The following is a 24,472-nucleotide window of genomic DNA, read 5'->3' on the forward strand; positions in this document are numbered from 1 at the left end:
CCAGCAGCCCCACCTTCCGACGATCAGGAGCCGACGTAGGCCGCCAGGTGCTCGCCGGTGAGCGTGGCGCGCTGGGCCACGAGGTCGGCCGGGGTGCCCTCGAAGACGATCCGGCCCCCGTCGTGGCCGGCGCCCGGACCCAGGTCGATGATCCAGTCGGCGTGCGCCATCACGGCCTGGTGGTGCTCGATCACGATGACCGACTTGCCGGCCTCGACGAGGCGGTCGAGCAGTCCGAGCAGCTGCTGGACGTCGGCCAGGTGCAGGCCGGAGGTGGGCTCGTCGAGGACGTAGGTGCCGCCCTTCTCCCCCATGTGGGTGGCCAGCTTGATGCGCTGGCGCTCGCCGCCGGACAGGGTGGACAGCGGCTGGCCCAGTGTGAGGTAGCCCAGGCCCACGTCCTCGAGGCGGGCGAGGATCCTCGCGGCGGCGGCGACGTTGACGCCGTCCTTGGCGAAGAACGCGTGCGCCTCGGCCACCGGCATCGCCAGCACCTCGCTGATGTCGCGCCCACCCAGCTTGTACTCGAGCACGGCGGCGTCGAAGCGGCGGCCCTCGCACACCTCGCACGGCGACTCCACGGTGGCCAGGATGCCGAGGTCGGTGAAGACGACGCCGACGCCGTTGCAGTTCGGGCAGGCTCCCTCGGAGTTGGCCGAGAAGAGCGCGGGCTTGACGCCGTTCTCCTTCGCGAACGCCTTGCGGATCGGATCGAGCAGGCCGGTGTAGGTGGCGGGATTGCTGCGTCGCGACCCGCGGATCGCGCCCTGGTCGATCGCGACGACATCGTCGTTCCTGGCGACCGAGCCGTGGATGAGCGAGCTCTTGCCCGACCCGGCGACGCCCGTGACGACCACGAGGACGCCGAGCGGGATGTCGACGTCGACGTCCTGCAGGTTGTGCGAGTTCGCACCGCGCACCTCGAGCTGGCCCGTGGGGGTGCGCACCGAGTCCTTGAGGGAGGCCCGGTCGTCGATGTGGCGCCCCGTGACGGTGTCGCTCGCGCGCAGGCCGTCGAAGGTGCCCTCGAACATGATCTGGCCACCGCCGCTGCCGGCCGCTGGACCGAGGTCGACGACGTGGTCGGCGATCGCGATGGCCTCGGGCTTGTGCTCGACCACCAGGACGGTGTTGCCCTTGTCGCGCAGCTGCAGCAGCAGCTCGTTCATCCGGTCGATGTCGTGCGGGTGCAGCCCCACCGTGGGCTCGTCGAACACGTACGTCACGTCGGTCAGCGACGATCCGAGGTGTCGGATCATCTTGGTGCGCTGGGCCTCGCCGCCGGACAACGTGCCCGCCGGCCGGTCGAGCGACAGGTAGCCCAGGCCGATCTGGACGAACGAGTCGAGCGTGTCGCCCAGCACCGACAGCAGCGGCGCCACCGACGGCTCGTCGAGCTCGCGCACCCAGGCCGCGAGGTCGGTGATCTGCATGGCGCAGGCGTCGGCGATGCTGAGGCCCTTGATCTTCGAGGACCGCGCGCCCTCGTTCAGGCGCGTGCCGTCGCACTCGGGACAGGTCTGGAACGTGATCGCCCGGTCGACGAACGCGCGGATGTGCGGCTGCATCGCCTCGCGGTCCTTCGAGAGCATCGACTTCTGGATCTTCGGGATGAGCCCCTCGAACGTGATGTTGACGCCCTCGACCTTGATCTTGGTCGGCTCCTTGTAGAGCAGGGCGTCGAGCTGCTTCTTCGTGAAGTCCTTGATCGGCTTGTCACCGGGGAAGAAGTCGCCGTTGCGGTAGATCCGGCCGTACCAGCCCTCCATCGAGTAGCCAGGGATCGTCAGGGCGCCCTCGGCGAGCGACTTCGTCTCGTCGTAGAGGGCGGTGAGGTCGAAGTCCGACACCGCTCCCCTGCCCTCGCAGCGCGGGCACATGCCACCGGTGATCGAGAACTCGCGACGCTCCTTCACCGTGCGGCCGCCGGTCTCGAACGAGACGGCGCCCGCGCCGCTGACGGACGCCACGTTGAAGGAGAACGCCTGGGGCGAGCCGACGTGGGGCTCACCGAGGCGGCTGAACAGGATCCGGAGCATCGCGTTCGCGTCGGTGGCCGTGCCGACCGTGGAGCGCGGATCGGAGCCCATGCGCTCCTGGTCGACGAGGATCGCGGTGGTGAGACCGTCGAGGACGTCGACGTCGGGACGGGCCATCGTGGGCATGAAGCCCTGCACGAAGGAGCTGTAGGTCTCGTTGATGAGGCGCTGGGACTCCGCGGCGATGGTGCCGAACACCAAGGAGCTCTTGCCCGAGCCCGAGACGCCGGTGAACACCGTGAGGCGCCGCTTCGGCAGCTCGACGCTGACGTCCTTGAGGTTGTTGACCCTGGCGCCGTGGACGCGGATCAGGTCGTGCGTGTCGGCCGGATGACTCATGCGAAAGGTCCTCTCCTGTTCCCTCGCAGAACCTATACCGTGGCCCGGACGAGATTCGACGAACTTTTTTCGTGGAGGCTGTCGATCTCGGCCAACGCCGTTCGACGTCATGGTGAGAGGACGCAAGGTGCGTCCGACGAGAGGACCGGAATCATGAAGAAGTACATGCTGATCATGCGCACCAACGACGAGGCCCTCGCGGCGTCGAAGGAGATGGACTTCGAGGAGATCATCAACGCGATGGGCGCGTACAACGAGGCGCTCATGAACGCGGGCGTGATGGCCGGGGGCGACGGCCTCTCCGACCCGTCGGAGGGCTTCGTGGTGGACTTCTCCGCCGAGGAGCCGATCGTCACGGACGGTCCCTACGGCGAGACGCACGAGCTGTTCAACGGCTTCTGGGTCCTGCAGGTCGCCTCGCGCGAGGAGGCCGTCGAGTGGGCCAAGCGCTGCCCGCTGGGCCCCGGGTCGAAGCTGGAGGTGCGTCGCATCACCGACGAGTCCGACTTCGAGGACTTCGCCGACAACGAGTACGTGCAGAAGGAGGCCGGCTGGCGCGAGCAGCTCGGCAACGCCTGACATGGACGATCTCGCCGCGACCCTCGATGCCGTCTGGCGCATCGAGGGCCCGCGGGTCGTCGCCACCCTGGCTCGCGTGACCGGCGATCTCTCCGAGGCCGAGGACCTCGCCCAGGACGCGGTCGCCGAGGCGCTGCGCGTCTGGCCCGAGTCGGGCGTGCCCCGCAACCCCGGCGCGTGGCTCACCACGGTGGCCCGGCGCCGGGCAGTCGACGGCTGGCGGCGCAGGGCGGCGCTCGACGAGCGTCATCGGACGATGGCCCACCAGCTCGACCAGGAGGACGACGCGGCGTGGGAGCCGATCGAGGACGACCTGCTGCGCCTCGTCTTCACCGCCTGTCACCCCGTGCTCGCCCGGGAGGCCCAGGTCGCGCTGACCCTGCGCGTCGTGGCCGGACTTTCCACCACGGAGATCGCGCGCCTGCTGCTGTCCACCGTCCCGGCGGTCCAGCAGCGCATCGTCCGCGCCAAGCGGACCCTCAGCGAGGCCCGCGTGCCGTTCGAGGTGCCCGACCACACCGAGTGGTCCACCCGGCTCTCGGCGGTGCTCACCGTGATCTACCTGCTCTACACCGAGGGCTACGCCGCGAGCGCCGGCGACCGCTGGGTCCGCCGCGACCTCGCCCAGGAGGCGCTGCGCCTCGGCCGCGTCGTCAGCCGTCTGCTGCCCCGCGAGCCCGAGATCCACGGGCTGGTCGCGCTGATGGAGCTGCAGTCGTCGCGCTTTGCAGCTCGCACGGACCGCCACGGGGACCCGGTGACGCTGGCCCACCAGGACCGCCGGCTCTGGGACCGGTCGCAGATTGCCCGCGGCGTCGAGGCGCTCGAGCGGGTCGACGGCCTGGGTCGCGGCCGGGGCCCCTACGCGCTGCAGGCCGCCATCGCCGCGTGCCACGCCACGGCGCCGTCGTTCGCCGCCACGGACTGGGAGCGGATCCTGGTGCTCTACGACGCGCTCGCCGCGCTCGTCCCGGGACCCGTCGTCCGGCTGAACCGCGCCGCGGCGCTCTCGATGACCGAGGGCGGCCTGGAGCCCGCGCTGGCCGAGATCGACCGGATCGACGCCGAGGGCACGCTCGCGCGCAGCCACCTCGTCGCCAGCACGCGCGCCGATCTGCTGCTGAGGCTCGGCCGCACCGCGGAGGCACGCGGCCAGTTCATCGCGGCGGCCGAGCTTGCGGGGAACGACCTCGAGCGGGCCTGGCTGCAGGCGCGCGCGGCGTCGCTGGAGTTCGGCTCCCCCTGATCAGGTCCGGTCAGCCACGGTCCATCACGGTGCAGAGGCAGGCCTTGTTGCCCTCGGCGTCCTCCAGCACGACGAAGGACGGCGACTCCGAATCGTCGAAGACGCGCCCGCCCGCGGCCACGCCGGCCTCGATCCGGGACGGCAGCTGGCCCACGGGGATCCAGATGTCGAGGTGGAAGCACATCGGCGGGACCTCGGTGCGCTCCTCGGTGGGCTGGAACCACAGCAGCGGCACCTGGCCGGTGTCGTCGGTGACCTGCTCGCCGTCGTAGGCGTTCGCGTCGCCCGTCAGCATCGCGGCCCAGAACGGGCCGATGGCGTCCTTGTCCTGGGCGTTGAGTGCGATCTCGACGATGGCCAGGCGCGCGGGGTCGGACTCGAACCCCCGCTCCCCCGCCAGGTCGCTGATCGTGCGCGCGAGGTCGAGGTCGCGGTCGGTGATCCCGCCGGAGTCGTGGCTGATCAGCGTGATGTCGACGTGCGTGTAGGTGAGCTTCACGTCCGGGTGGTGGTTCGCCGCCTCGGCCGCGGCACCGATGTCCACGACGAACTCCAGGCCCTGCGCGAAGTCGCCGGTTCGGAACCGGGCGTGCAGGCTGTGGACGAGGGGGCGCCAGTCATCCAGGCCGGCGGCGATGATCGTCGGGACGTCGAGCGTGCTCATGAGGACAGCATCGACCCGGGTCGCGATCAGCGCCAGCCCAGTGCGGGAGCCACGTGCGTCAGCAGGCTCTCGATCACGTGGGCGTTGTAGTCGACCCCGAGCTGGTTCGGGACGGTGAGCAGCAGCGTGTCGGCGGCCGCGATCGCCTCGTCCTCGGCGAGCTCCTTCACCAGCACGTCGGGCTCGGCCGCGTAGGAGCGGCCGAAGCGCGCCGAGCCACCGTCGAGGAAGCCGACCTGGTCGGTGCTGCGCGACTCGTGCCCGAAGTAGGACCGGTCGAGGTCGGACACGAGCGGGAAGATGCTGCGGCTGACCGAGACGCGGGGCTCGCGCTGGTGACCGGCCGCCTTCCACGCGTCGCGGAAGCGCTGGATCTGCTCGGCCTGGAGCTGGTGGAACGGCACGCCCGTGTCCTCGGTGAGCAGCGTCGAGCTCATCAGGTTCATGCCCTGCTCGGCGGTCCACTCGGCGGTCGCGCGCGAGCCGGCGCCCCACCAGATGCGGTCGCGCAGCCCGGGCGAGTGCGGCTCCAGCGGGAGCGGGCCCGGAGGGTTCGGGAACATCGGCCGCGGGTTCGGCTCGGCGAAGCCCTCCCCCTTGAGCACCTCCATGAGCACCTGCGTGTGGCCGCGGGCCATGTCGGCGTCGCTCATGCCTTCGGGCGGCTCGAAGCCGAAGTACCGGTAGCCGGCGACGACCTGCTCCGGTGATCCCCGGCTGATGCCCAGCTGGAGCCTGCCGCCGGAGATGAGGTCGGCGGCGGCGGCGTTCTCGGCGAAGTACAGCGGGTTCTCGTACCTCATGTCGATGACGCCGGTGCCCAGCTCGATGCGGCTCGTGCGCGCGGCCGCGGCGGCGAGCAGCGGGAACGGCGAGGCCAGCTGGCGGGCGAAGTGGTGCACGCGGAAGTACGCGCCGTCGGCGCCCAGCTCCTCGGCCGCGACGGCGAGGTCGATCGACTGCAGGAGCGTGTCCCGGGCCGAGCGGGTCGCCGACTGGGGCGAGTCGGACCAGTGCCCGAACGACAGGAAGCCGATGTTCTTCATGTCGGGGTCAACGCTGCGCGGCGCCAATCATTCCGCGATGAGCTGTCATTCCGCGATGACCAGCAGGTCCCCGATCTCGCAGTCGAGAGCCTCGCAGATCGCGGTGAGGGTGGTGAACCGGATCGCGCGGGCGCGGTCGTTCTTCAGCACCGACAGGTTGACCACCGTGACGCCGACGATCTCGGCCAGGCGCGTGAGCGTCATCCCCCGGTCCGCCAGCAGCTCGTCGAGCCGGCAGTGCACCCGGTGCTCGTCGTCCTCCGGCGGCATCAGACCAGACCTTCGGCGTCCCGCTGCATCCGCTCCCCCGCGTGGAACGCCGCGGCCAGGCTGCCCACGACGATCGCGATGAAGAGGTACATCAGGGAGAACTGCATCGTCACGGAGACGTCGGCGGCCTCGGGCGAGACCGTGGCCAGCGCTCCGTTGCTGGCCATGGTCCTGGCCAGGGAGCTCAGCATCCAGCCCCCGACGATCAGCAACGACGTCGCGGTGACCAATCGGGTGTTGGTCCGGCTGAAGAACACGCCCCCGGCGAGGTTGCGGCACAGCCAGGAGATGCACACCATGACGCCGATGACGGCCAGGGCCGGGACGACCACGGCGGCGATCGCCGAGACGTAGCTGGCCGGTGCCAGGTCCGAGACGCGGATCGTGGCATGGTCCAGGTCGACGCGCACCGGCTCGGTGAGCCCGGTGATCGCGATCGCCTGCTGCTGGCTCTCGAAGTAGACCTCGACCGGGACGTCGCGATTCGGCAGGATCTCCACGACCCGGCGCGCCGCGTCGATCGCCGTGCCCACGATGACCGCGGCCGCGAGGGCCACGGCGAGCCACAGGTCCGAACGGGTGGCGGTGCCGAAGGGCGCTTTCATGGAAGACCTCGCTTCATATCGTTTGTCGATGCTATCGAAACACGATATGTGACCCGCGTCAAACCTCCGCCGCCCCGTGGTCCGTGCCTGACATGATTTCGCCATGGCCGTCACCCGACTCGTCGCCACGACCGACGCCGAGGCGCTCGCCGACGTCCTGCGCCGCAATCGTCGCGCCATGGCCGCACTGGAGCCGAAGCGTCCCGAGGTCTACTTCACCGAGAAGGGACAGCGCGCGATCATCCAGGACGCGCTCCGCCGGTACGAGGAGGGCGTGTCCTTCCCTCGGGTGATCCTCGGCCCCGACGACTCCGTGGTGGGCCGGGTCAACCTCAACGAGATCGTCCGTGGGCCCTCGATGAAGGGCGTGCTGGGCTACTACGTCGACGAGGCGCACCAGGGCCAGGGGCTGGCCAGCGCCGCCGTGGACGAGATCGTGCAGCTCGCGTTCGTGCGGCTCGGCCTCCACCGGATCGAGGCCGGCACGCGCCTGGACAACCACTCCAGCCAGCGCGTCCTGGAGAAGAATGGCTTCGTGCGCTTCGGTGTGGCGCGCGACTACCTGCGCCTGGCGGGGACGTGGCACGACCACGTCCTCTACGAGCGCATCTTCGGCGACTGACCTAGCGTCGGGGCATGAAGACGATCGGCCGGATCCTGCTCGGCGGCATGCTGGCGTTCGCCGGCATCGGCCACCTGACCTTCGCCCGCGACGAGTTCGACGCGCAGGTGCCGAACAGCATCCCCCTCGACGAGGAGTTCGTGGTCGTGGTGTCCGGCGTCGTGGAGATCGCCCTGGGCGCCGCGCTGATGGCGGTCCCCCGGCACCGCCGGGTGATCGGGCTGGTGGCCGCCGCGTTCTTCGTCGCCGTCTTCCCGGGCAACGTCTCGCAGTACCTGAACGGCGTGGACGCCTTCGGTCTCGACAGCGACCGGGCCCGTCTGGCCCGGCTGTTCTTCCAGCCGGTGCTCGTGGTGTGGGCGCTGTGGTCGACCGACGCGCTCGAGCTGGTCAGAGAACGCCGGCGACGCGGAACTGCACGCTGATCCTGGGTCCCACGGCACGCGCGGTCTTGAGGATCGCGTGCTCCCACGTGCGCTGACAGCTGCCGCCCATGACCGAGAGGTCGCCGTGGCCGAGGCTGAATCCGGTCTGCGGGCCTCCCCCGGCGGGCCGGAGGCTGAGCTTGCGCTCGGCACCGAGGGACAGGATGGCCACCATCGTGTCCTCGGTGCGGCTGCGGCCGATGCGGTCGCCGTGCCAGGCGACCGAGTCGTTCCCGTCGCGGTAGAAGCACAGGCCGGCCGTCACGAAGGGCTCGCCGAGCTCGTCGGCGTAGTACGCGGACAGTGCGTCGCGCGCCTCGTCCAGCGCGGGATGGGGCAGCGGGCGCCGGGGGCCGTAGAAGCAGAGCAGCCGGGGAACGTCGACGACGCGCTCGTACATCTCCCGCCGCTCCTCGCGCCAGGGCACTTCCGTGCGCAGCGTCTCGAACAGCTCGTCCGAGCCGCTCACCCATCCGGGCAGCGTGTCGACCCAGGCGCCGTCGGACAGCGGGTGGCGCTGCACGCGGTCAAGCGGGCCCACGCGCACACCGGCGTCACCGTCGAGCAGGGAACCTTGGAACCACATGCCAACACTTTACGCCGCTTCGCCGAACACGTGTTCTCATCAGCCCCGGCGTGTCACGCGTGCACGGCGCCCCAGAACGCCTCGAGGTACTCCGGCGGCTCCGGCGTGCCCAGGCCCTGCCTCGTGAGCAGGACGCCTCCGACGCCCGACACCGGATCGACCCACAGGCTGGTGCCGGTGCCGCCGTCCCAGCCGAAGCGGCCCGCGTGCGAGCCGGGGTACCGCGAGTCGAGGTCCACGCCTACCCCGAGCCCCCAGGTGAGGTTCGGCTCGAGGAACTCCCGGGCCATGGCGCGCGCCGGCGCGACCACGGAGTCGGTGGTGAGCGCCGCGAAGGACGCCCGCGAGATGACCCGTCCACGAGGACCTCGGCCCTCGCGCAGGAGCATCTGGGCGAACTTCGCCAGGTCGCCGGCGCTCGAGAGCAGCCCGGTGGCGCCCGACCGGAACACCGGGACGTTCATGAGCCTCGGGTCGCCCGTGGGAGCCACCTCCACGAAGTCGCCCCGCCGGTTCGGGAACCAGGCAGACGGCACCAGGTCGACGTCGTTCATCGGCACCGCGTAGCCCGTGTGGTCCATGTCGAGGGGCGCGAAGACCTTGTCCCGCAGCAGGAGATCGAGCCGCCGCCGGGTGGCCCTCTCGATGAGCACCGTGAGGACGTCGTAGGAGTACTGATACATCCAGCCCTCCCCCGGCTGGTGCGCCATCGGCAGCGCGCCCGCCAGCTCGGCCCAGCGGTCCGGGCGCACCACGGGAGGCTCCCAGCCCGAACCGAGCTCGCGCGCGTCGAACTCCCGCGCGAGGGGGTCGTCCGGCGCCGCCTTCATGTCCCAGCCGAGCCCGGATCCCATCGCCAGGACGTCTCGCACGGTGGTCGGCCGAGCGGCCGGCACGGTGTCGGTGAGGGCCCCTCCGCGCTCCCGCAGGACGCGACGGTCCGCGAACTCCGGCAGCCAGGCGTCGATCGCGTCGTCGAGGGCGAAGACGCCCTCGTCCACGAGCCGCAGGGCCAGCACGCCGACGATCGGCTTCGTGATCGAGGCGATGCGGAAGATCGTGTCGTGGCCGAGCGGTCCCGCGGACCCGATCTGGACGGTCTGGCGCGGGCCGGAGATCGTGGCCCAGGTGAGGCCGGGGACGGCCATCCGCGTGGCGACGTCGCGCATGGTCCCGGCGACGCGGTCGAGGCTCATCGGGGACTCAGGCGTCCAGCACGCCGGTGCGCGACGTGATGACGGGCTCGCTCGACCAAGGGAAGTTGATCCACTTGTCGGTGCGTCGCCAGGCGTAGTCGGGCGCGAGGATCGTGCGCGGCTTCTCGTAGATGACGGCGGAGCGCACCTCCCCCGCGTGCTCCGAGCAGACACGCGCCACGAGCTCGAGGGTCTTCCCGCTGTCCGCCACGTCGTCGACGACCAGCACCGACAGGTCGTTCAGCTCGGCGAGGTCGAGGAAGGGCGGCAGCAGCGTGGGCTCGTCGCGCGTGGTGCCGACTCCGGTGTAGAACTCGACGTTCATCGTGAACAGGTTCTTGCAGTCCAGCGCGTAGGCCACGGACCCGGCCGGGATCAGCCCGCCGCGGGCGATGCCCAGGACGATGTCGGGCGCGAAGCCGGAGTCGGCCACCGACTGCGCCAGCTCGCGGACCGCCGTGCCGTAGGTGTGCCAGGTCAGGATCTCGCGGTCGTCCATGCGCCCATCGTGGCACGATGACGAACATGGACGTCACCCGTTTCGGGCACGCCGCCGTCCTCGTCGAGGCCGCCGGGACCCGCATCCTCATCGACCCGGGCGCCTTCAGCGTCCCGGCCACCTTCGCGCTGACGGACCTCGATGCCGTCGTCGTCACGCACCAGCACGCCGACCACGTCGACCGCGACCGGATCGGCGATCTCGTCGCGGCGAACCCGCGGGCGAGGCTGCTGGCGGAGCCGGAGACGGCCGCCGAGCTGGACGGCTTCGAGCCCACGGGCGCCGACGCGTCCTTCGAGGTCGGCGGGCTCACCCTCACCGGAGTGGGCTCGCGTCACGCCGAGATCCTGCCCGCGCTCCCCCGGGTCGGGAACGTCGGCGTCCTCGTCACGGCCGAGGGCGAGCCGACGCTGTTCCATCCGGGCGACACGTACGAGTACCGGCCGAGCGGCGTCGACATCCTCGCGCTCCCGCTGTCGGCGCCGTGGGCGAAGGTCAGTGAGACCGTGGAGTTCCTGCGCGCGGTGGCGCCCCGCACCGCCTTCCCGATCCACGACTGCACGATCTCCGAGGTCGCGTACGGGATCTACTGGACCCACGTGGAGGGCCACGGCGGCGTCGCCGACCTCCAGCGGCTCCCCCAGGATGGGGCCCTGGCGCGCTGATCGGCGCGGTGTCGACACTCACACCGTGTCGACACTCACCATGGCCAGACTGGCTTTATCTCACAACTGATATACGCTGGAGCATATGACCCAGAGCGACTCCTACCTCGCCCGGATCGGCACCCTGATCCGCGACGCGCGCCAGCACTCCGGCCTCACCCAGGCACAGCTGGCCACCGAGCTGAAGACCAGCCAGAGTGCCATCAACCGCATCGAGAAGGGCCAGCAGAACCTCACGCTGGACACCTTGGCCCGCATCGGATCGGCCCTGGACTCCGAGCTCGTGAGCGTCGCGCCGGTCGCCGGCCCGAGCCACCTGCGCGTCAAGGGCGGCACCACGCTCTCGGGCAGCATCGACGTCAAGTCGAGCAAGAACGCCGGCGTCGCGCTGCTGTGCGCGGCCCTGCTGAACACCGGCACCACCGTGCTGCGCAAGGTCGCCCGCATCGAGGAGGTCAACCGCCTGCTCGAGGTGCTGGAGTCGATCGGCGTCCGCACCACGTGGCTCAACGAGCAGAACGACCTCCAGCTCGTCGTCCCCGAGCGCCTCGACCTCGCCCGGATGGACGCCGACGCGGCCCGGCGCACCCGCAGCATCATCATGTTCCTCGGCCCGCTGATGCACCGGGTCGACGAGTTCGAGCTGCCCTACGCGGGCGGCTGCGACCTCGGCACCCGCACCGTCGAGCCGCACATGACCGCGCTGCGGCCGTTCGGTCTCAAGGTCCTGGCCACCGAGGGCAGCTACCACGCCTCGGCCGCCCGCGGCGTCTCCCCCGAGCGCCCGATCGTGCTCACCGAGCGCGGCGACACCGTCACCGAGAACGCCCTGCTGGCCGCGGCGCGCTACGAGGGCACCACCGTGATCCGCAACGCGAGCCCGAACTACATGGTCCAGGACCTGTGCTTCTTCCTGGAGCGGCTCGGCGTCCAGATCGAGGGCATCGGCACCACCACGCTGCGCGTCACGGGCAAGCGCGACATCCGCGGCGACGTCGAGTACGCCCCCAGCGAGGACCCGATCGAGGCGATGAGCCTGATCACCGCGGCAATCGTCACCGGCTCGGAGATCACCGTGCGGCGCGTGCCGATCGAGTTCATGGAGATCGAGCTCGCGCTGCTCGAGGAGATGGGCTTCGCCTACGACCGCTCCGCCGAGTACCTCGCCGAGAACGGCCAGACGCGGCTCGTCGACATCACCACCTACCCGTCCACGCTGCGGGCCCCGATCGACAAGATCCACCCGATGCCGTTCCCCGGCCTCAACATCGACAACCTGCCCTTCTTCGCCGTCATCGCGGCGACCGCCGAGGGCCAGACGATGCTGCACGACTGGGTCTACGAGAACCGCGCGATCTACCTGACCGAGCTGAACAAGCTCGGCGGCAAGGTCAAGCTGCTCGATCCGCACCGCGTGCTGATCGACGGCCCCACGCACTGGAGCGGTGCCGAGCTGGTGTGCCCGCCCGCGCTGCGACCCGCGGTGGTCATCCTCATCGCGATGCTCGCGGCCAAGGGCACGTCGGTGCTGCGCAGCGTCTACGTCATCAACCGCGGCTACGAGGACCTGGCGCTGCGGCTCAACGCGCTCGGCGCCGAGATCGAGACCTTCCGCGACATCTGACGCGTTCCGCGCACCTGCCTCCTCCGCCCTCACAGGTGCCCTAGGTTGGTCGCGTGAGGACACCGCCGTACCTCGAGCCGGCCCCGCCGATCGCCTTCGCGCACCGTGGGGGCGCCACCGTCGAGGAGAACCTCGGGATCGAGAACTCGCTCGCCGCGTTCACCCATGCCTACGACCTCGGCTACCGCTACATGGAGACCGACGTGCGCTGCAGCCGCGACGGTGTCGTGTACGCGTGCCACGACGCGAAGCTGGACCGGCTGCTCGGCCGGGACACCGCGATCGCCGACCTGACGTCGGCCGAGATCGACGAGGCGCTGCTCGGCGACCGCGAGCCGATCGTGCGGCTGCAGACCCTCGTCGAGGCGCTTCCCGAGGCCCGCTGGAACATCGACGTCAAGGCCGACGACGCCGTGGACGCCACCACCGACCTGGTCGAGCGGCTCGAGATCCTCGACCGGATCTGCCTCGCGTCGTTCTCCCACGCGCGCCTCGTGCGGATGCGGGCCCGACTCCCCCGGGTCGTCACCTCGGCGTCCTCTCGCGAGGTCGCGCAGATGGTGCTCACCGGGCGCGTCCCGGCGGCGCCCCTGATCTTCCAGGTGCCGGTCCGCCACGGGCGCGCCCGCGTGATGACACCCAGGTTCCTGCGCCGGGCCCACCGCGCCGGCAAGTTCGTCCATGTCTGGACGGTCGACGAGCCCGCCGAGATGCACCGGCTCGCCGACCTCGGGGTCGACGGGATCATGACCGACCGCACCGACCTGCTCCGGCAGGTGCTGCAGGAGCGCGGCCAGTGGAAGGAGCCCGCATGAGCGACGAGATCGTGGCCACCCGGCGTGACCGGGGGCGCGTGGTCGCCTGGGGCCTCTGGGACTGGGGCTCGGCGGCGTTCAACGCCGTGATCGTCACCTTCATCTTCTCGGTCTACCTCGTCGACGGCGTCGGCGACGACGTCCCCGGTCCCTTCCGCGCAGCCACCTGGCTCGGACTCTCGAGCGCCGCCGGGGCCGTGCTGATCGCGGTGATCGCGCCCGCCCTCGGCCGACGGACCGACGCCGGTGGCGCGCGCAAGAAGAGCCTCTTCTGGCTCACCCTCGCGGTCGTCCTCATCACGGCGTCGCTGTTCTTCGTCGAGAACGACTGGCACTTCCTGTGGCTCGGCCTCACGCTCATGGCCGCGGGCTCGGTCATCTTCGAGCTCACCCAGGTCCCCTACTTCGCGATGATGCGCCAGGTCTCCACGCCGGACGACGTCGGGCGGGTCTCCGGCTTCGGTTGGGCCATGGGGTACTTCGGCGGCATCGTACTGCTGCTGATCTGCTACTTCGGCTTCGTCACCGGCGACGGCGACACCCGCGGAATCTTCGGCGTCTCGTCGGAGAACGGGCTCAACATCCGCGTCATCGCCCTCGTCGCTGCCGTGTGGTTCCTGGTCTTCGCCATCCCGCTGTTCCTCAAGGTCCCCGAGCTGCCCGCCACCGCGAACGAGGACTCCGCCAAGGTGGGCATCGTCGACTCGTACCGCGGGATCTGGAACGACGTGACCACGATGTGGCGCGACGACCGCGACACCCTGAAGTTCCTCATCGCGAGCGCCTTCTTCCGCGACGGGCTGGCCGGGGTGTTCGCCTACGGTGCCGTGCTCGCGGTGTCGGTCTACGGGATCACGAAGGACGACGTGATCCTCTTCGGCGTCGCCGCCAACGTGATCTCCGCCGCCGGCGCGCTGCTCGCGGGCCGCTACGACGACCGGATCGGGCCACGCGCGGTGATCGTGTTCTCGCTCGTCTCGATGCTCGTGTGCGGTGTCGTGCTGCTCTTCGTCGAGGGCCCCCGGATGTTCTGGATCTTCGGTCTCGGCCTGTGCCTGTTCGTCGGGCCGGCCCAGTCGGCCTCGCGCACCTACCTCACCCGCATCACCGTGCCGGGCCGCGAGGGCCAGAACTTCGGGCTCTACGCGATGACCGGCCGCGCCGTGTCATTCATGGCTCCGCTGGCGTTCGCCCTGACGATCTGGGCCGGCAACCTCCTGCTGGGCACCACGACGGATCGCTGGGGCATCTTCGGCATCATGATCATCCTGGCCCTGGGTCTCCTCCTGCTGCTGCGGGTGCCCGCACACATCGAGGACCGTGCGAGGAGCCTCACGCGCTGACGGGGCGAAACGTCGCTCTCAGGGGAATCTCACGGATCTGGCGTACGTTGGAATGGACGGACACCACCTGAAGGGGGACCGACCATGGCAGAACGAGCCCTGCGCGGAGCGCGGCTGGGAGCCCAGAGCTTCGAGGACGAGCGCGGAGTCGAGATGGCACCGCGGCAGCAGATCGAATACGTGTGCGCCGACGGCCACACGTTCACGGTGACGATGTCGGAAGAGGCCGAGGTTCCGGCCGAGTGGGAAGACCCGAAGACCGGCCAGATGGGACGTCGCGTCGGCGGCGCCGAGCCGGACCGCAAGGAGGAGAAGCCCGTGCGCACGCACTGGGACATGCTCCTCGAGCGGCGTTCGGAGGAAGAGCTGGAGGAGATCCTCACCGAGCGGCTGGAGATGCTGCGCGGTGGCGAGATCGGCCCGCCGCACCTGCACCGCAAGAGCAAGTCGCGGAAGAAGTCCGTCAGCGCCTGAACGGATTCATCCGCTGGAGGCCCCACACGGTGACCCGTGTGAGGGCCTCTTTCACGATGTCGAGGCTCATCTTCGACTGACCGTGCACCCGCTCGACGAAGGTGATGGGCACCTCGGCGACCTCGAGCCCGGCGAGGCGCGTCTGACGGGTCATGTCGATCTGGAAGCAGTAGCCCTGCGACTCCACGGCGTCGAGGTCGATCGCTTCGAGCGTCTCGCGGCGGAAGGCCCGGAAGCCGGCGGTGGCGTCCCTGACGCCGAGGTCGAGCATCAGCCGGGCGTACAGCGACGCCCCGCGCGAGAGCGCCTCGCGACGCTTGGGCCAGTTCACCACCGAGCCGCCGGGCACCCAGCGCGAGCCGAGTGTGAGCGGCGCACCGGCGCGCGCGGAGTCGAGCAGCTTGCCGAGGTCCTCGGGACGGTGGGAGCCGTCGGCGTCCATCTCCACGAGGACGTCGTAATCACGCTCGAGGCCCCACGCGAACCCGGCACGGTAGGCGGCGCCGAGGCCCTCCTTGCCCTGCCGGTGCAGGACGTGCACGCGGGGGTCGGCCTCGGCCAGCTTGTCGGCGATCTCACCGGTGCCGTCGGGCGAGTTGTCGTCGGCGACCAGGATCTCGACCTCGGGCTGCTGCTCCAGGACCCGGTCGGTGATCCAGCCGACGTTGTCCGCCTCGTTGTAGGTCGGGATGATGACCAGCGTCTTCACGGCCGCTCCGTTCGTAACTTCCATTTACCGTGGGCCCATCCTGCCACGGACATGACGTAGATCACCATGGTCCATCCAGATCCCCAGCGCGTGGCGGGCGTCGTGCCGTGCGCGGCCTGCACCTCGGCGACCACGGTGGCGGGCTCCTTGACCGGCGCCCTGCCCTCCACGCGGCCGTGAGGATCGACGATCCCCGAGATGCCGTTGGTGGACGCGACGGTCACCCAGCGTCCCGTCTCGATCGCGCGCAGGCGGGAGATCGCCCACTGCTGCTGCGGCTGCACGCCGCGCCCGAAGTCCATGAAGCTGGCGTTGCTGGTCTGCACGGCCAGCACCTCGGCGCCGAGGTCGACGGCGCCGTGCACCGCGCCGTCGTAGGCGATGTCCCAGCAGATCGTCAGGCCGATCGTGAGGCCGTCGAGCGTCATCGCGCCCGCCTCGTCGCCGGCCACGATGTCGCGCGGGATGTCGCGGTCGAACCGCGGCACGAGCGAGCCCAGCTGGGCGCGGAACGGCACGTACTCGCCGTACGGCACCGGGTACTGCTTCAGGTACAGGTCGTCCCTCGGGCCGTTCTCGTCGACCAGGACCGACGCGTTGTAGGCGGTGTCGTCGGTGGGCCCGTCGAGGATCGCGCCCACCAGGATCGGCGCGCCGAGCCGCCGCGACAGCGCGATGACCTCCTCGCGGGCGTACTCGTTGGAGCGGACGTCGAGGTCGGACCCGTTCTCCGGCCAGATGACCACGTCGACCGGCTGGTCGATCCGCTCGGTCTCGGCCACCTGGAGGCGGAAGATCGCCGCGCGGGGCCACTGCAGGAAGGGCCCCGGGGTGTTGCCCTGGACGACCGCCAAGGTCTTGGTCTCTCCCCCGTCGGCGATGCCGATGGGCAGCACCGCGCCGATGGCCGGGATCGCGATCGCGGCCACCAGCACGAGGGCGCGTCGCTCGGTGACAGCGACCACGAGCAGTCCGGCCAGCAGGGCCATCAGCCACGACGTGGCGGGCAGGGCGACGAGCCGCACCCAGCCCTCGAGCGGCGTGTCGATGGCGGTGTGCGCGAGGCGCCCCCACGGGAACCCGCTCAGCGGGAACGCGCCGCGGACCTGCTCGCCCGCGGTCCACACCGCCGCCGCCCAGACGGGCCAGTACGGCGCCCAGACGGCCACACGCAAGACCCACGTGATCAGGGCCAGGAAGAGCGCCTCGATCGCCACGAGGGTCACCCAGGCCCACGGGTCCACGGCGTTCATCCACCAGATCAGCGGCCCCATGAACGCCAGGCCGAACACGAACCCGACCGCCAGCACCCGGCCCACCGAGTCGTCGCGCAGCGTGCGCACGAGGTACAGGTACCCGGCGACGGTGACCACCATCAGGCCCGGGAGCGCGAGCGGCTCGAAGGCCGCCGCCGACGCGACGCCGAGGAGGGCGGCCGCGAGGAGCCGTCTCACAGCCGGACGAGATCGCGCGAAGTGTCGTTGAGGACCTCGATGCCGTCCTCGGTGCAGACCACGATGTCCTCGATGCGGGCACCCCACTGGCCCTCGACGTAGATCCCCGGCTCGATGGAGAACGCCATCCCGGGCTCGAGCTCGAGGGTGTTCCCCTCGACGATGTAGGGCTCCTCGTGGGTCTCCTGGCCGATGCCGTGGCCGGTGCGGTGGATGAACAGGTGGCCGTAGCCCGCGTCCGCGATGACCTGGCGACCGACGGCGTCGACGGACTCGGCGGTGACGCCCGGACGCGCGTACTCGCGCTGGACCTGCTGGGCGCGCTGGAGCACCGCGAGCATCGCGATGTAGCCCGGGTCGGGCTCGCCGCCGGCGACGTAGTTGCGGGTGGAGTCCGAGCAGTAGCCGGCGGCGGTGGTGCCACCGATGTCGACCACCACCGGCTCGCCCGCCCCGATGACCCGGTCGGAGACCTCGTGGTGGGGCGACGCGCCGTTCGGGCCCGAGCCGACGATCACGAAGTCGACCTGCTCGTGACCCTCCTCGACGATGGCGCGCGCGATGTCGGCCCCGACCTCGCGCTCGGTGCGGCCGGGACGCAGCCACTCCCCCATGCGGGAATGGACGCGGTCGATCGCGGCACCGGCCTCGCGCAGCGCGTCGACCTCCGCGGGCTCCTTGACGGTGCGCAGCGCGGACACCAGCTCGCCGCCGAGCACGAACCCGGACTCGGGCAGCGCCTCCTGGAGGGCGAACACGCGCGAGGCCCACATCTGGTCGTCGACCGCCACCACGTCGGGCGACCCGAGCAGCTCGGCCACGAGCGCGTACGGGTCGTCGGTCTCGGACCAGGTGACGATCGGCATGCTCACGCCCGCGGCCTCGGCGGCCGCGCGCTCGAGGCCGGGCACCACGAGGTGGGAGCCCAGCTGGGTCACCACGAGGCAGGTCAGACGTTCCAGGGGCTTGGCGGCATAGCCGGTCAGGTAACGCAGGTCGGCCCCCGGGGTCACGAGGAGGGCGTCGATGCCCTGGTGTCCGGCGAGCAGGCGGGCGCGGTCGAGGCGTTCAGTCACAGCACGAGGTTACCTAGCGCTCCCGACGATCCTGTGTGAACGTAGGGCCTATCTGCTCCACACCCTTAAGGATCGGGGGATCCATGAAGAAGGCAGTCATCGCCGCATCCGCGGCCATCCTCACGGCAGGACTCGTCACCGCGTCACCCGCAGTGGCCAAGTCCGGCCCGACGGCACCCCAAGGTCAGGCCACCAAGCTGACCAAGGCGGTCACCGTCAACGGCATTCTGAAGCACCTCCGCCAGTTCCAGGCCATCGCGAACGCGAACGGCGGGAACCGGGCGTCCGGCCTCCCCGGCTACGACGCCTCGGCCGCCTACGTGGCGCGCGAGCTGAAGAAGGCCGGCTACGACGTCACGGTCCAGGAGTTCACGTTCCCGTTCTTCCAGGAGCTCACTCCCGCGACGCTCACCGTGGGCGGGGAGTCGATCGAGACCTCCGTGTTCACGTACTCCTCGAGCGGCAGCGTGACCGGACCGATCATCCCGACCAACGACGTCCAGATCCCACCGGGCCCCGAGGCGGGGAGCAGCAACTCGGGCTGTGAGGCGGCCGACTTCGATCCGGCTCCGGCCGAGGACGCGATCGCGCTCGTCCAGCGCGGCACGTGCGACTTCGCCGTGAAGGTCGACAACGCCGTGGCCGCGGGCTACGACGCGGTGCTCGTCTTCAACGAGGGCCAGCCGGGCCGGACCGACGTGGTCGCCGGCACCCTCGGCACGCCGAAGACCGTCCCCGTGTCGGGCCTCAGCTTCGAGCAGGGCGCGGAGTTCGTCGCGGCCGGCACCCCCACGGGCACGCTGACCACCGACGTCGAGTCCGACCTCGAGCGGAGCACCTACAACGTGATCGCGGACGTGCCGCAGTCGGTGCTGAAGAAGATCAAGAACCCGGACCAGGTCGTCGTCGTCGGTGCACACATCGACAGCGTGGCCGAGGGGCCGGGCATCAACGACAACGGCTCCGGCTCAGCCACGACCCTCGAGATCGCCAAGCAGCTGAGCAGCACCGGCGTCTACAAGGGACTCCAGCGTCCTGTTCGCTTCGCCTTCTGGGGTGCGGAAGAACTGAGCCTGCTCGGCGCGGAGCACTACGTCGCCAACCTCCCCGAGGACGAGCTGTCGCGGATCTACGCCAACCTGAACTTCGACATGATCGGCTCGCCGAACTACGCGCGGTTCGTGTACGACGGCGATGGGTCCGACTCGGATCCCGGCCCGGCCGGGTCCGGTGAGATCGAGAAGGTCTTCACGGACTACTTCGACAGCAAGGGTCTGGCCAGCGAGCCCACCGCCTTCGACGGACGGTCGGACTACGGCCCGTTCATCGCGGTCGGCATCCCGGCCGGTGGCCTGTTCACCGGTGCTGAAGGGGTCAAGACGCCCGAGCAGGTCGCGCTCTACGGCGGCACCGCCGGCGTGGCGTACGACAAGTGCTACCACCAGGCGTGTGACGACATGACGAACGTCAACGTCAACGCGTTGAACGAGATGGGCGACGCCGCGGCCTTCGCGGTGGCGACGCTCGGACTCTCCAAGGCCGGTCTCTACCCCGACGGCAGCCGCAAGGCGGCCAAGCAGGGTCAGGCCAAGGTCCGCGGAAAGGTGCCCGGCACCCTCGCTCAGCGCTGATCACCACGTGTCGTCCCCGTCACCGGTCCCGGTGGCGGGGACGACGCACGTTCGCAGCGGTGTCCGTCGGGCGTGCCATCATGACGCCATGTCCTCGCGACTGCTCCTCCTCGACACGGCCAGCCTCTACTTCCGCGCCTTCTACGGCGTGCCCGATTCGATCAGGGCCGCCGACGGGCGGCCCGTGAACGCCGTGCGCGGGATGCTCGACATTCTCGCCACGCTGCAGGACCGGTACGAGCCGGAGGCCGTCGTGGCCGCGTGGGACGACGACTGGCGGCCGGCGTGGCGCGTCGAGCTGCTCGACACGTACAAGACCCACCGCGTCGCCGACCCGGAGGCTGGCATCGAGGAGACGCCCGACCTGTTGGCGCACCAGGTCCCGCTCATCGCCGAGGCGCTCACGCTGGCCGGCGCCACGGTGGTCGGTGCGCCAGAGGCCGAGGCCGACGACGTGATCGGCACCCTCGTGAACCGCTGGGAGACCGGGATCGACGTGGTCACCGGCGACCGCGACCTGTTCCAGCTCGTCGACGACGCCCGCGACGTCCGCGTCCTCTACACGGCGCGAGGTGTCGGCAAGCACGACGTCGTGAACGCCGCGTGGGTCCGCGAGAAGTACGGCGTCGAGCCCCAGCAGTACGTCGACTTCGCGGTGATGCGCGGTGACGCCTCCGACGGGCTGCCCGGCGTCAAGGGCATCGGCGACAAGACCGCCGCGGCGCTGCTGAACGAGTACGCGGACCTCGACGGCATCCGGGCCGCCGCCGCGGATCCGTCGTCCTCCCTGCGCCCACGGATCCGCCAGTCGCTCCTGGACAGCTCGGACTACATCGACGCGGCGGTCCGGGTGGTCACGGTGCGCCCCGACCTCGACCTGGACGATCCCGTGACCGGCGTGATCGACGAGGCCGCCCTGCGTGCCTTCGGCGAGCAGTGGAACGTGGCCGGCCCCGTCGACCGGCTGCTCGCGTCCGTCAGGACGTGACGCTCGAGTAGGCCACCACGCCGGTACGGAGCTCGTCGAGCGCCGACCGCGCGGTGTCGCGCAGCGGTCCCGGGCCGGCCGCGTCGGCGATCTGGGCCACGGTGTCGATGAGCTGCTTCATCGCGCGCACGAAGTCGCCCGCGGCCATCTCGGCCGAGCCCAGCACGAGATCGAGGCTGGTGCCCTCGCACCACATCCAGACCGCGTACGCGAACCCGAAGTCGGGCCGGCGCAGGAACGACAGCCGGTGCTCGCGCTCGAGCTGGTCGAGCTGGAGCCACAGCAGCCCCATCGACTCGGCGGCCTGGGCCACGGCCTTCGTCGGGAAGCGCGGCGGCGGTGCCTCGTCGGAGTTGCGCGCCGCGTACGTGAGCCCGCTCGCGACCGCGGCGAACTCGGCGGGCGACAGGGCGCCCCACACGTCGTGGCGCAGCGACTCGCTGACCACGAGGTCGGACTCGCCGTAGATGCGCTGCAGGCGCCGGCCCTCGGGCGTGACATCGTCGCCGTTCAGGTAGCCGAGCGAGTCCAGCACCTCGCACACGCGGTCGAACTGGCGCGCGACGCTGTTCGTCCGCTGCTCCACGCGGCGGCGCATGCTGTCGGTCTCGCGATCGAGCTTGAGCGCGCGCTCCGCCCAGCGGGCGTGTGCCTCGCGGTCGGGGCACGCGTGACAGGGGTGGTCGCGCAGCTCGCGCCGCAGCTCGGCGATCCGCGGGTCCTCCGCGGTCGGTCCCTCGCGGTACGCCACGGGGTACTCGGCCAGGTGCCCCGCGCGGTTGCGCAGGGACGACGCGAGGTCGCGCCGCGACTGGGCGTCGCGCGGGTTGAACGACTTCGGGATCCGCATCTGCATGAGCGGGTCGACCGGAGTGGGGAAGTCCACGACCGCCAGTCGGCGCGCGTGGCGGTTGGCGGTCAGCACCATCGGGCGCGGGCCCTCGCGGTTGCCGGTGTCGGGATCGAGCACCACGGCCAGCCCGGAGAACTTGCCGGCCGGGACGTTGATGACGTCGCCCCGCTTGAGCCGCGTGAGGGACTCCATCGCCTCCTCGCGCTTGGCGGCGCGGCGCGACTTCGACCCGGCGGACTCCAGCTCGCCGATGCGGCGACGGATGCCCATGTACTCCATGAAGTCGCCGCGCTCGCAGCTGACGGACTCGCGGTAGCCCTCGATCGCCTCGTCGGCCTTGCGCACCTTGCGGGCGAGACCGACGACGGCGCGGTCGGCCTGGAACTGGGCGAACGACATCTCGAGCAGCTCACGGGCCCGGCCGCGACCGACCTGGTGCACGAGGTTGACCGCCATGTTGTACGACGGGCGGAACGAGGAATTGAGCGGATACGTGCGCGTCGAGGCGAGGCCGGCCACGTGGCGCGCGTCCAGGCCGGGCTGCCACAGCACCACGCCGTGGCCCTCGACGTCGATGCCGCGGCGTCCGGCCCGTCCGGTGAGCTGGGTGTACTCCCCCGGCGTGACGTCGACGTGGTTCTCGCCGTTCCACTTCGTGAGCCGGTCGATCACCACGGAGCGTGCGGGCATGTTGATGCCCAGCGCGAGCGTCTCGGTGGCGAACACGACCTTCACGAGGCCGGCGCTGAACAGGTCCTCCACGCACTCCTTGAACGTCGGCAGCATGCCGGCGTGGTGCGCGGCGATGCCGCGTCCGATGCCCTCGCGGAACTCGTGGAACCCCAGGACGGCGAGGTCGTCCTCGGGCAGGTGCGCGCAGGCCGCGTCGACGTGCTCGTGGATCGCCTCGCGCTCCTCCTGGGACGTGAGGATGAGGCGCGCGGCCAGGCACTGCTCGACCGCCGTGGCGCAGCCGGCACGGCTGAAGATGAAGACGATCGCCGGCAGCAGGCCCTCGGACTCCAGCTTGAGGACGATGTCGATGCGGTCGGGCGTGCGGTGGCGGCTGCGCGGGCGGCGACCGCCCTTCTGCGGGCGGCGCGAGCGGTTCTTGGCGAACGCGCGGTTCCACTGCGCGTCGTCGCGGGCCATCTGCTCGAGGGTGTGGTTGACCTCGGTGGAGTTCGGCTCGAACAGGTCGAACATCTTGCGGCCCACCAGCACGTGCTGGTGCAGGGGCACGGGCCGCTTCTCCTCCACGATCGTCACCGTCTCGCCGCGCACCTCGTGCAGCCAGGCGCCGAACTCCTCGACGTTGGAGACGGTGGCCGACAGCGACACGATCGAGACCGACGGGGGCAGGCCGATGATGACCTCCTCCCACACCGCGCCGCGGAACCGGTCGGCGAGGTAGTGGACCTCGTCCATGACGACGTGGCCGAGGTTGGTCAGCGTCGAGGAGCCGGCGTAGATCATGTTGCGCAGCACCTCGGTCGTCATGACGACGATGGGCGCCTCACCGTTGATCGTGTTGTCGCCGGTCAGCAGGCCCACGTTCTCGGCGCCGTACCGGTCGGCGAAGTCGCTGAACTTCTGGTTCGAGAGGGCCTTGATCGGGGTGGTGTAGAAGCACTTGCGCCCCGTGGCCAGCGACAGGTGGACGGCGAACTCGCCGACCAGCGTCTTGCCCGAGCCGGTGGGCGCCGCCACGAGCACGCCGTGGCCGTCCTCGAGGGCCTCGCAGGCACGCACCTGGAAGTCGTCGAGCCCGAACGGGTAGAGGTCCCGGAAGGCTGCGACGTGCGGGTGCTTCTGGTCCTTGCGGAATCGGGCGTACTGCTCGGCCGGGGTGGACATGTCCCCAGCCTACGGAGGATCAGTCGTCGAGGCCTCGGGGAGCGTCGAGTGTCGACGCCTCTTCGTCGTCGACCTGCTCGTCCGAACGACCGCGCCGACGGTCGGTGACGCGCGCGATGATCTCCGAGATGAAGTACAGGACGCTCATCGGGATGGCGAGGAACAGGAACGTCACGGGATCCACGGTGGGCGTGGCGATCGCCGCGAACACGAAGATGCCGATGATGATCCAGGGGCGCGCCCGGATCAGCTGCGCACCGCTCACGGCACCGATGCGGTTGAGGATCACGACCACCACGGGGATCTGCGCGCCGATGCCGAACAGCAGGATCATGCGCGTGGCGAAGCTGAGGTAGTCGGCCCCGTTCAGCAGGTTGGTCCAGCCCTCGGGGGCGAAGCCGACGAGCAGCTCGATCGCCTTCGGGAAGGTCCAGTAGCCGATCCACGCGCCGCCGAGGAACAGCGGCAGGCACGTGGCGGTGAGCAGCAGCGCGGCACGCTTCTCGTGGCGGTGCAGCGCCGGCAGGACGAAGGCCCACAGCTGCCACAGCCACACGGGGCTGGAGAGCACGAGTCCGGCGATGACGCTGGTCTTGAGCTGGAACTGGAACGCGCCACCGATCCCGCTGATGACGAGCTCGGTGTCGATGCCCTCGTCCTCGAGGGTGGGACGGACCTGCTCGTACGGCGCGGTCAGCCAGTCGAGGATCTCGGGATAGAAGTACCAGGCGACGCCGACGCCGACGACGATGGCGGCCAACGCCTTCACCAGGCGGGAGCGCAGCTCGGCGAGGTGGTCGAAGAGCGGCATCTCGCCGCCGGGGGCGGACTCACGTCCGGCCCGACCGAATCCCAGGGCCACCCGGG

At 70.5% G+C, this 24,472-nt stretch carries 24 protein-coding genes; 11 read left to right on the top strand and 13 right to left on the bottom strand.

Features of this window, described 5'->3' with window-relative positions; all coding sequences use genetic code 11:
- Nucleotides 1-23: 23 nt before the first annotated feature.
- On the bottom strand, nucleotides 24-2,378 hold the full coding sequence (locus tag ACY1JX_RS02315; protein ID WP_462565073.1) for an ATP-binding cassette domain-containing protein: 2,355 nt from the start codon (nucleotides 2,376-2,378) through the stop codon (nucleotides 24-26).
- Nucleotides 2,379-2,531: 153 nt separating this feature from the next.
- Here ACY1JX_RS02315 and ACY1JX_RS02320 point away from each other — a divergent pair, with 153 nt between their 5' ends.
- Together ACY1JX_RS02320 and ACY1JX_RS02325 are read left to right on the top strand one after the other, a co-directional pair.
- The gene (locus ACY1JX_RS02320) at nucleotides 2,532-2,957 is read left to right on the top strand and encodes a YciI family protein (protein WP_181755735.1); all 426 of its coding nucleotides are present in this window, start codon (nucleotides 2,532-2,534) and stop codon (nucleotides 2,955-2,957) included.
- A gap of 1 nt (nucleotide 2,958) precedes the next feature.
- Nucleotides 2,959-4,203, top strand: a complete 1,245-nt coding sequence (locus ACY1JX_RS02325) for an RNA polymerase sigma factor (protein WP_462565074.1) — start codon at nucleotides 2,959-2,961, stop codon at nucleotides 4,201-4,203.
- A 10-nt stretch (nucleotides 4,204-4,213) separates the two neighbouring features.
- Here ACY1JX_RS02325 and ACY1JX_RS02330 read toward each other — a convergent pair whose 3' ends face one another.
- From ACY1JX_RS02330 to ACY1JX_RS02345, 4 genes are read right to left on the bottom strand one after another with little or no spacing between them, the layout of a single operon-like run.
- On the bottom strand, nucleotides 4,214-4,867 hold the full coding sequence (locus ACY1JX_RS02330) for a 4a-hydroxytetrahydrobiopterin dehydratase (RefSeq protein ID WP_462565075.1): 654 nt from the start codon (nucleotides 4,865-4,867) through the stop codon (nucleotides 4,214-4,216).
- Nucleotides 4,868-4,893: 26 nt separating this feature from the next.
- Nucleotides 4,894-5,913: an LLM class flavin-dependent oxidoreductase gene (locus ACY1JX_RS02335; protein WP_462565076.1), complete on the bottom strand. Its 1,020-nt coding sequence runs from the start codon at nucleotides 5,911-5,913 to the stop codon at nucleotides 4,894-4,896.
- 45 nt (nucleotides 5,914-5,958) lie between these two features.
- Nucleotides 5,959-6,183 carry a helix-turn-helix domain-containing protein gene (locus ACY1JX_RS02340; protein ID WP_181755731.1) on the bottom strand — a complete coding sequence of 75 codons (225 nt, stop codon included), beginning with the start codon at nucleotides 6,181-6,183 and terminating at the stop codon, nucleotides 5,959-5,961.
- On the bottom strand, nucleotides 6,183-6,788 hold the full coding sequence (locus ACY1JX_RS02345) for a DUF2975 domain-containing protein (RefSeq protein ID WP_462565077.1): 606 nt from the start codon (nucleotides 6,786-6,788) through the stop codon (nucleotides 6,183-6,185). Before ACY1JX_RS02345 ends, ACY1JX_RS02340 begins: the two co-directional genes overlap by 1 nt.
- 103 nt (nucleotides 6,789-6,891) lie before the next feature.
- On the opposite strand from ACY1JX_RS02345, the gene ACY1JX_RS02350 reads away from it, so the two are divergent.
- Both ACY1JX_RS02350 and ACY1JX_RS02355 read left to right on the top strand, forming a co-directional pair.
- Nucleotides 6,892-7,410 carry a GNAT family N-acetyltransferase gene (locus ACY1JX_RS02350; RefSeq protein WP_181755729.1) on the top strand — a complete coding sequence of 173 codons (519 nt, stop codon included), beginning with the start codon at nucleotides 6,892-6,894 and terminating at the stop codon, nucleotides 7,408-7,410.
- A 14-nt stretch (nucleotides 7,411-7,424) separates the two neighbouring features.
- Entirely contained in the window at nucleotides 7,425-7,835 is a 411-nt protein-coding gene (locus tag ACY1JX_RS02355) for a DoxX family protein (RefSeq protein WP_181755728.1), read from the top strand.
- On the opposite strand, the gene ACY1JX_RS02360 is transcribed toward ACY1JX_RS02355, so the two are convergent.
- The 3 genes from ACY1JX_RS02360 to ACY1JX_RS02370 are packed head-to-tail and all read right to left on the bottom strand — an operon-like array spanning nucleotide 7,801 to nucleotide 10,116.
- Nucleotides 7,801-8,421, bottom strand: a complete 621-nt coding sequence (locus ACY1JX_RS02360; protein ID WP_462565078.1) for an alpha-ketoglutarate-dependent dioxygenase AlkB — start codon at nucleotides 8,419-8,421, stop codon at nucleotides 7,801-7,803. The genes ACY1JX_RS02355 and ACY1JX_RS02360 overlap by 35 nt on opposite strands.
- A 53-nt stretch (nucleotides 8,422-8,474) precedes the next feature.
- A complete protein-coding gene (locus ACY1JX_RS02365) occupies nucleotides 8,475-9,617 on the bottom strand; it encodes a serine hydrolase domain-containing protein (RefSeq protein WP_462565079.1) in 1,143 nt (380 codons plus the stop codon).
- A gap of 7 nt (nucleotides 9,618-9,624) precedes the next feature.
- Nucleotides 9,625-10,116 (bottom strand): phosphoribosyltransferase, encoded by a 492-nt coding sequence (locus ACY1JX_RS02370; RefSeq protein ID WP_181755725.1) that lies wholly within the window; start codon nucleotides 10,114-10,116, stop codon nucleotides 9,625-9,627.
- A gap of 26 nt (nucleotides 10,117-10,142) precedes the next feature.
- Between ACY1JX_RS02370 and ACY1JX_RS02375 the strand changes: the two genes are divergently transcribed.
- The 5 genes from ACY1JX_RS02375 to ACY1JX_RS02395 all read left to right on the top strand — a co-directional run bounded on the left by ACY1JX_RS02375 (nucleotide 10,143) and on the right by ACY1JX_RS02395 (nucleotide 15,037).
- Nucleotides 10,143-10,781: an MBL fold metallo-hydrolase gene (locus tag ACY1JX_RS02375; RefSeq protein WP_462565080.1), complete on the top strand. Its 639-nt coding sequence runs from the start codon at nucleotides 10,143-10,145 to the stop codon at nucleotides 10,779-10,781.
- Nucleotides 10,782-10,866: 85 nt separating this feature from the next.
- On the top strand, nucleotides 10,867-12,405 hold the full coding sequence (locus ACY1JX_RS02380; protein WP_181755723.1) for a UDP-N-acetylglucosamine 1-carboxyvinyltransferase: 1,539 nt from the start codon (nucleotides 10,867-10,869) through the stop codon (nucleotides 12,403-12,405).
- A 53-nt stretch (nucleotides 12,406-12,458) separates the two neighbouring features.
- Nucleotides 12,459-13,220, top strand: coding sequence for a glycerophosphodiester phosphodiesterase family protein (locus tag ACY1JX_RS02385; RefSeq protein WP_462565081.1), 762 nt, complete (start codon nucleotides 12,459-12,461; stop codon nucleotides 13,218-13,220).
- On the top strand, nucleotides 13,217-14,563 hold the full coding sequence (locus ACY1JX_RS02390; RefSeq protein WP_462565082.1) for an MFS transporter: 1,347 nt from the start codon (nucleotides 13,217-13,219) through the stop codon (nucleotides 14,561-14,563). Before ACY1JX_RS02385 ends, ACY1JX_RS02390 begins: the two co-directional genes overlap by 4 nt.
- A gap of 84 nt (nucleotides 14,564-14,647) precedes the next feature.
- Complete coding sequence (locus tag ACY1JX_RS02395; protein WP_181755720.1) at nucleotides 14,648-15,037, top strand: RNA polymerase-binding protein RbpA; 390 nt, start codon at nucleotides 14,648-14,650, stop codon at nucleotides 15,035-15,037.
- Here ACY1JX_RS02395 and ACY1JX_RS02400 read toward each other — a convergent pair.
- The 3 genes from ACY1JX_RS02400 to ACY1JX_RS02410 are packed head-to-tail and all read right to left on the bottom strand — an operon-like array spanning nucleotide 15,027 to nucleotide 18,276.
- On the bottom strand, nucleotides 15,027-15,770 hold the full coding sequence (locus tag ACY1JX_RS02400) for a polyprenol monophosphomannose synthase (protein WP_181755719.1): 744 nt from the start codon (nucleotides 15,768-15,770) through the stop codon (nucleotides 15,027-15,029). The genes ACY1JX_RS02395 and ACY1JX_RS02400 overlap by 11 nt on opposite strands.
- Nucleotides 15,743-17,200 (bottom strand): apolipoprotein N-acyltransferase, encoded by a 1,458-nt coding sequence (gene lnt / locus ACY1JX_RS02405; RefSeq protein ID WP_462565083.1) that lies wholly within the window; start codon nucleotides 17,198-17,200, stop codon nucleotides 15,743-15,745. The genes ACY1JX_RS02400 and lnt overlap by 28 nt, the downstream gene beginning before the upstream one ends.
- A complete protein-coding gene (locus ACY1JX_RS02410; RefSeq protein ID WP_286928821.1) occupies nucleotides 17,197-18,276 on the bottom strand; it encodes a M24 family metallopeptidase in 1,080 nt (359 codons plus the stop codon). Before ACY1JX_RS02410 ends, lnt begins: the two co-directional genes overlap by 4 nt.
- Before the next feature lie 83 nt (nucleotides 18,277-18,359).
- Between ACY1JX_RS02410 and ACY1JX_RS02415 the strand changes: the two genes are divergently transcribed.
- A complete protein-coding gene (locus tag ACY1JX_RS02415) occupies nucleotides 18,360-19,907 on the top strand; it encodes a M28 family metallopeptidase (protein ID WP_286928822.1) in 1,548 nt (515 codons plus the stop codon).
- An 88-nt stretch (nucleotides 19,908-19,995) separates the two neighbouring features.
- Nucleotides 19,996-20,895: a 5'-3' exonuclease gene (locus ACY1JX_RS02420; protein ID WP_462565084.1), complete on the top strand. Its 900-nt coding sequence runs from the start codon at nucleotides 19,996-19,998 to the stop codon at nucleotides 20,893-20,895.
- On the opposite strand, the gene ACY1JX_RS02425 is transcribed toward ACY1JX_RS02420, so the two are convergent.
- Nucleotides 20,885-23,605 (bottom strand): DEAD/DEAH box helicase, encoded by a 2,721-nt coding sequence (locus ACY1JX_RS02425; protein WP_181755714.1) that lies wholly within the window; start codon nucleotides 23,603-23,605, stop codon nucleotides 20,885-20,887. The genes ACY1JX_RS02420 and ACY1JX_RS02425 overlap by 11 nt on opposite strands.
- Before the next feature lie 19 nt (nucleotides 23,606-23,624).
- A complete protein-coding gene (gene tatC, locus ACY1JX_RS02430) occupies nucleotides 23,625-24,467 on the bottom strand; it encodes a twin-arginine translocase subunit TatC (RefSeq protein ID WP_286928824.1) in 843 nt (280 codons plus the stop codon).
- Between the last annotated feature and the right edge of the window lie 5 nt (nucleotides 24,468-24,472).

This window comes from Aeromicrobium sp. JP4 (assembly GCF_054957925.1).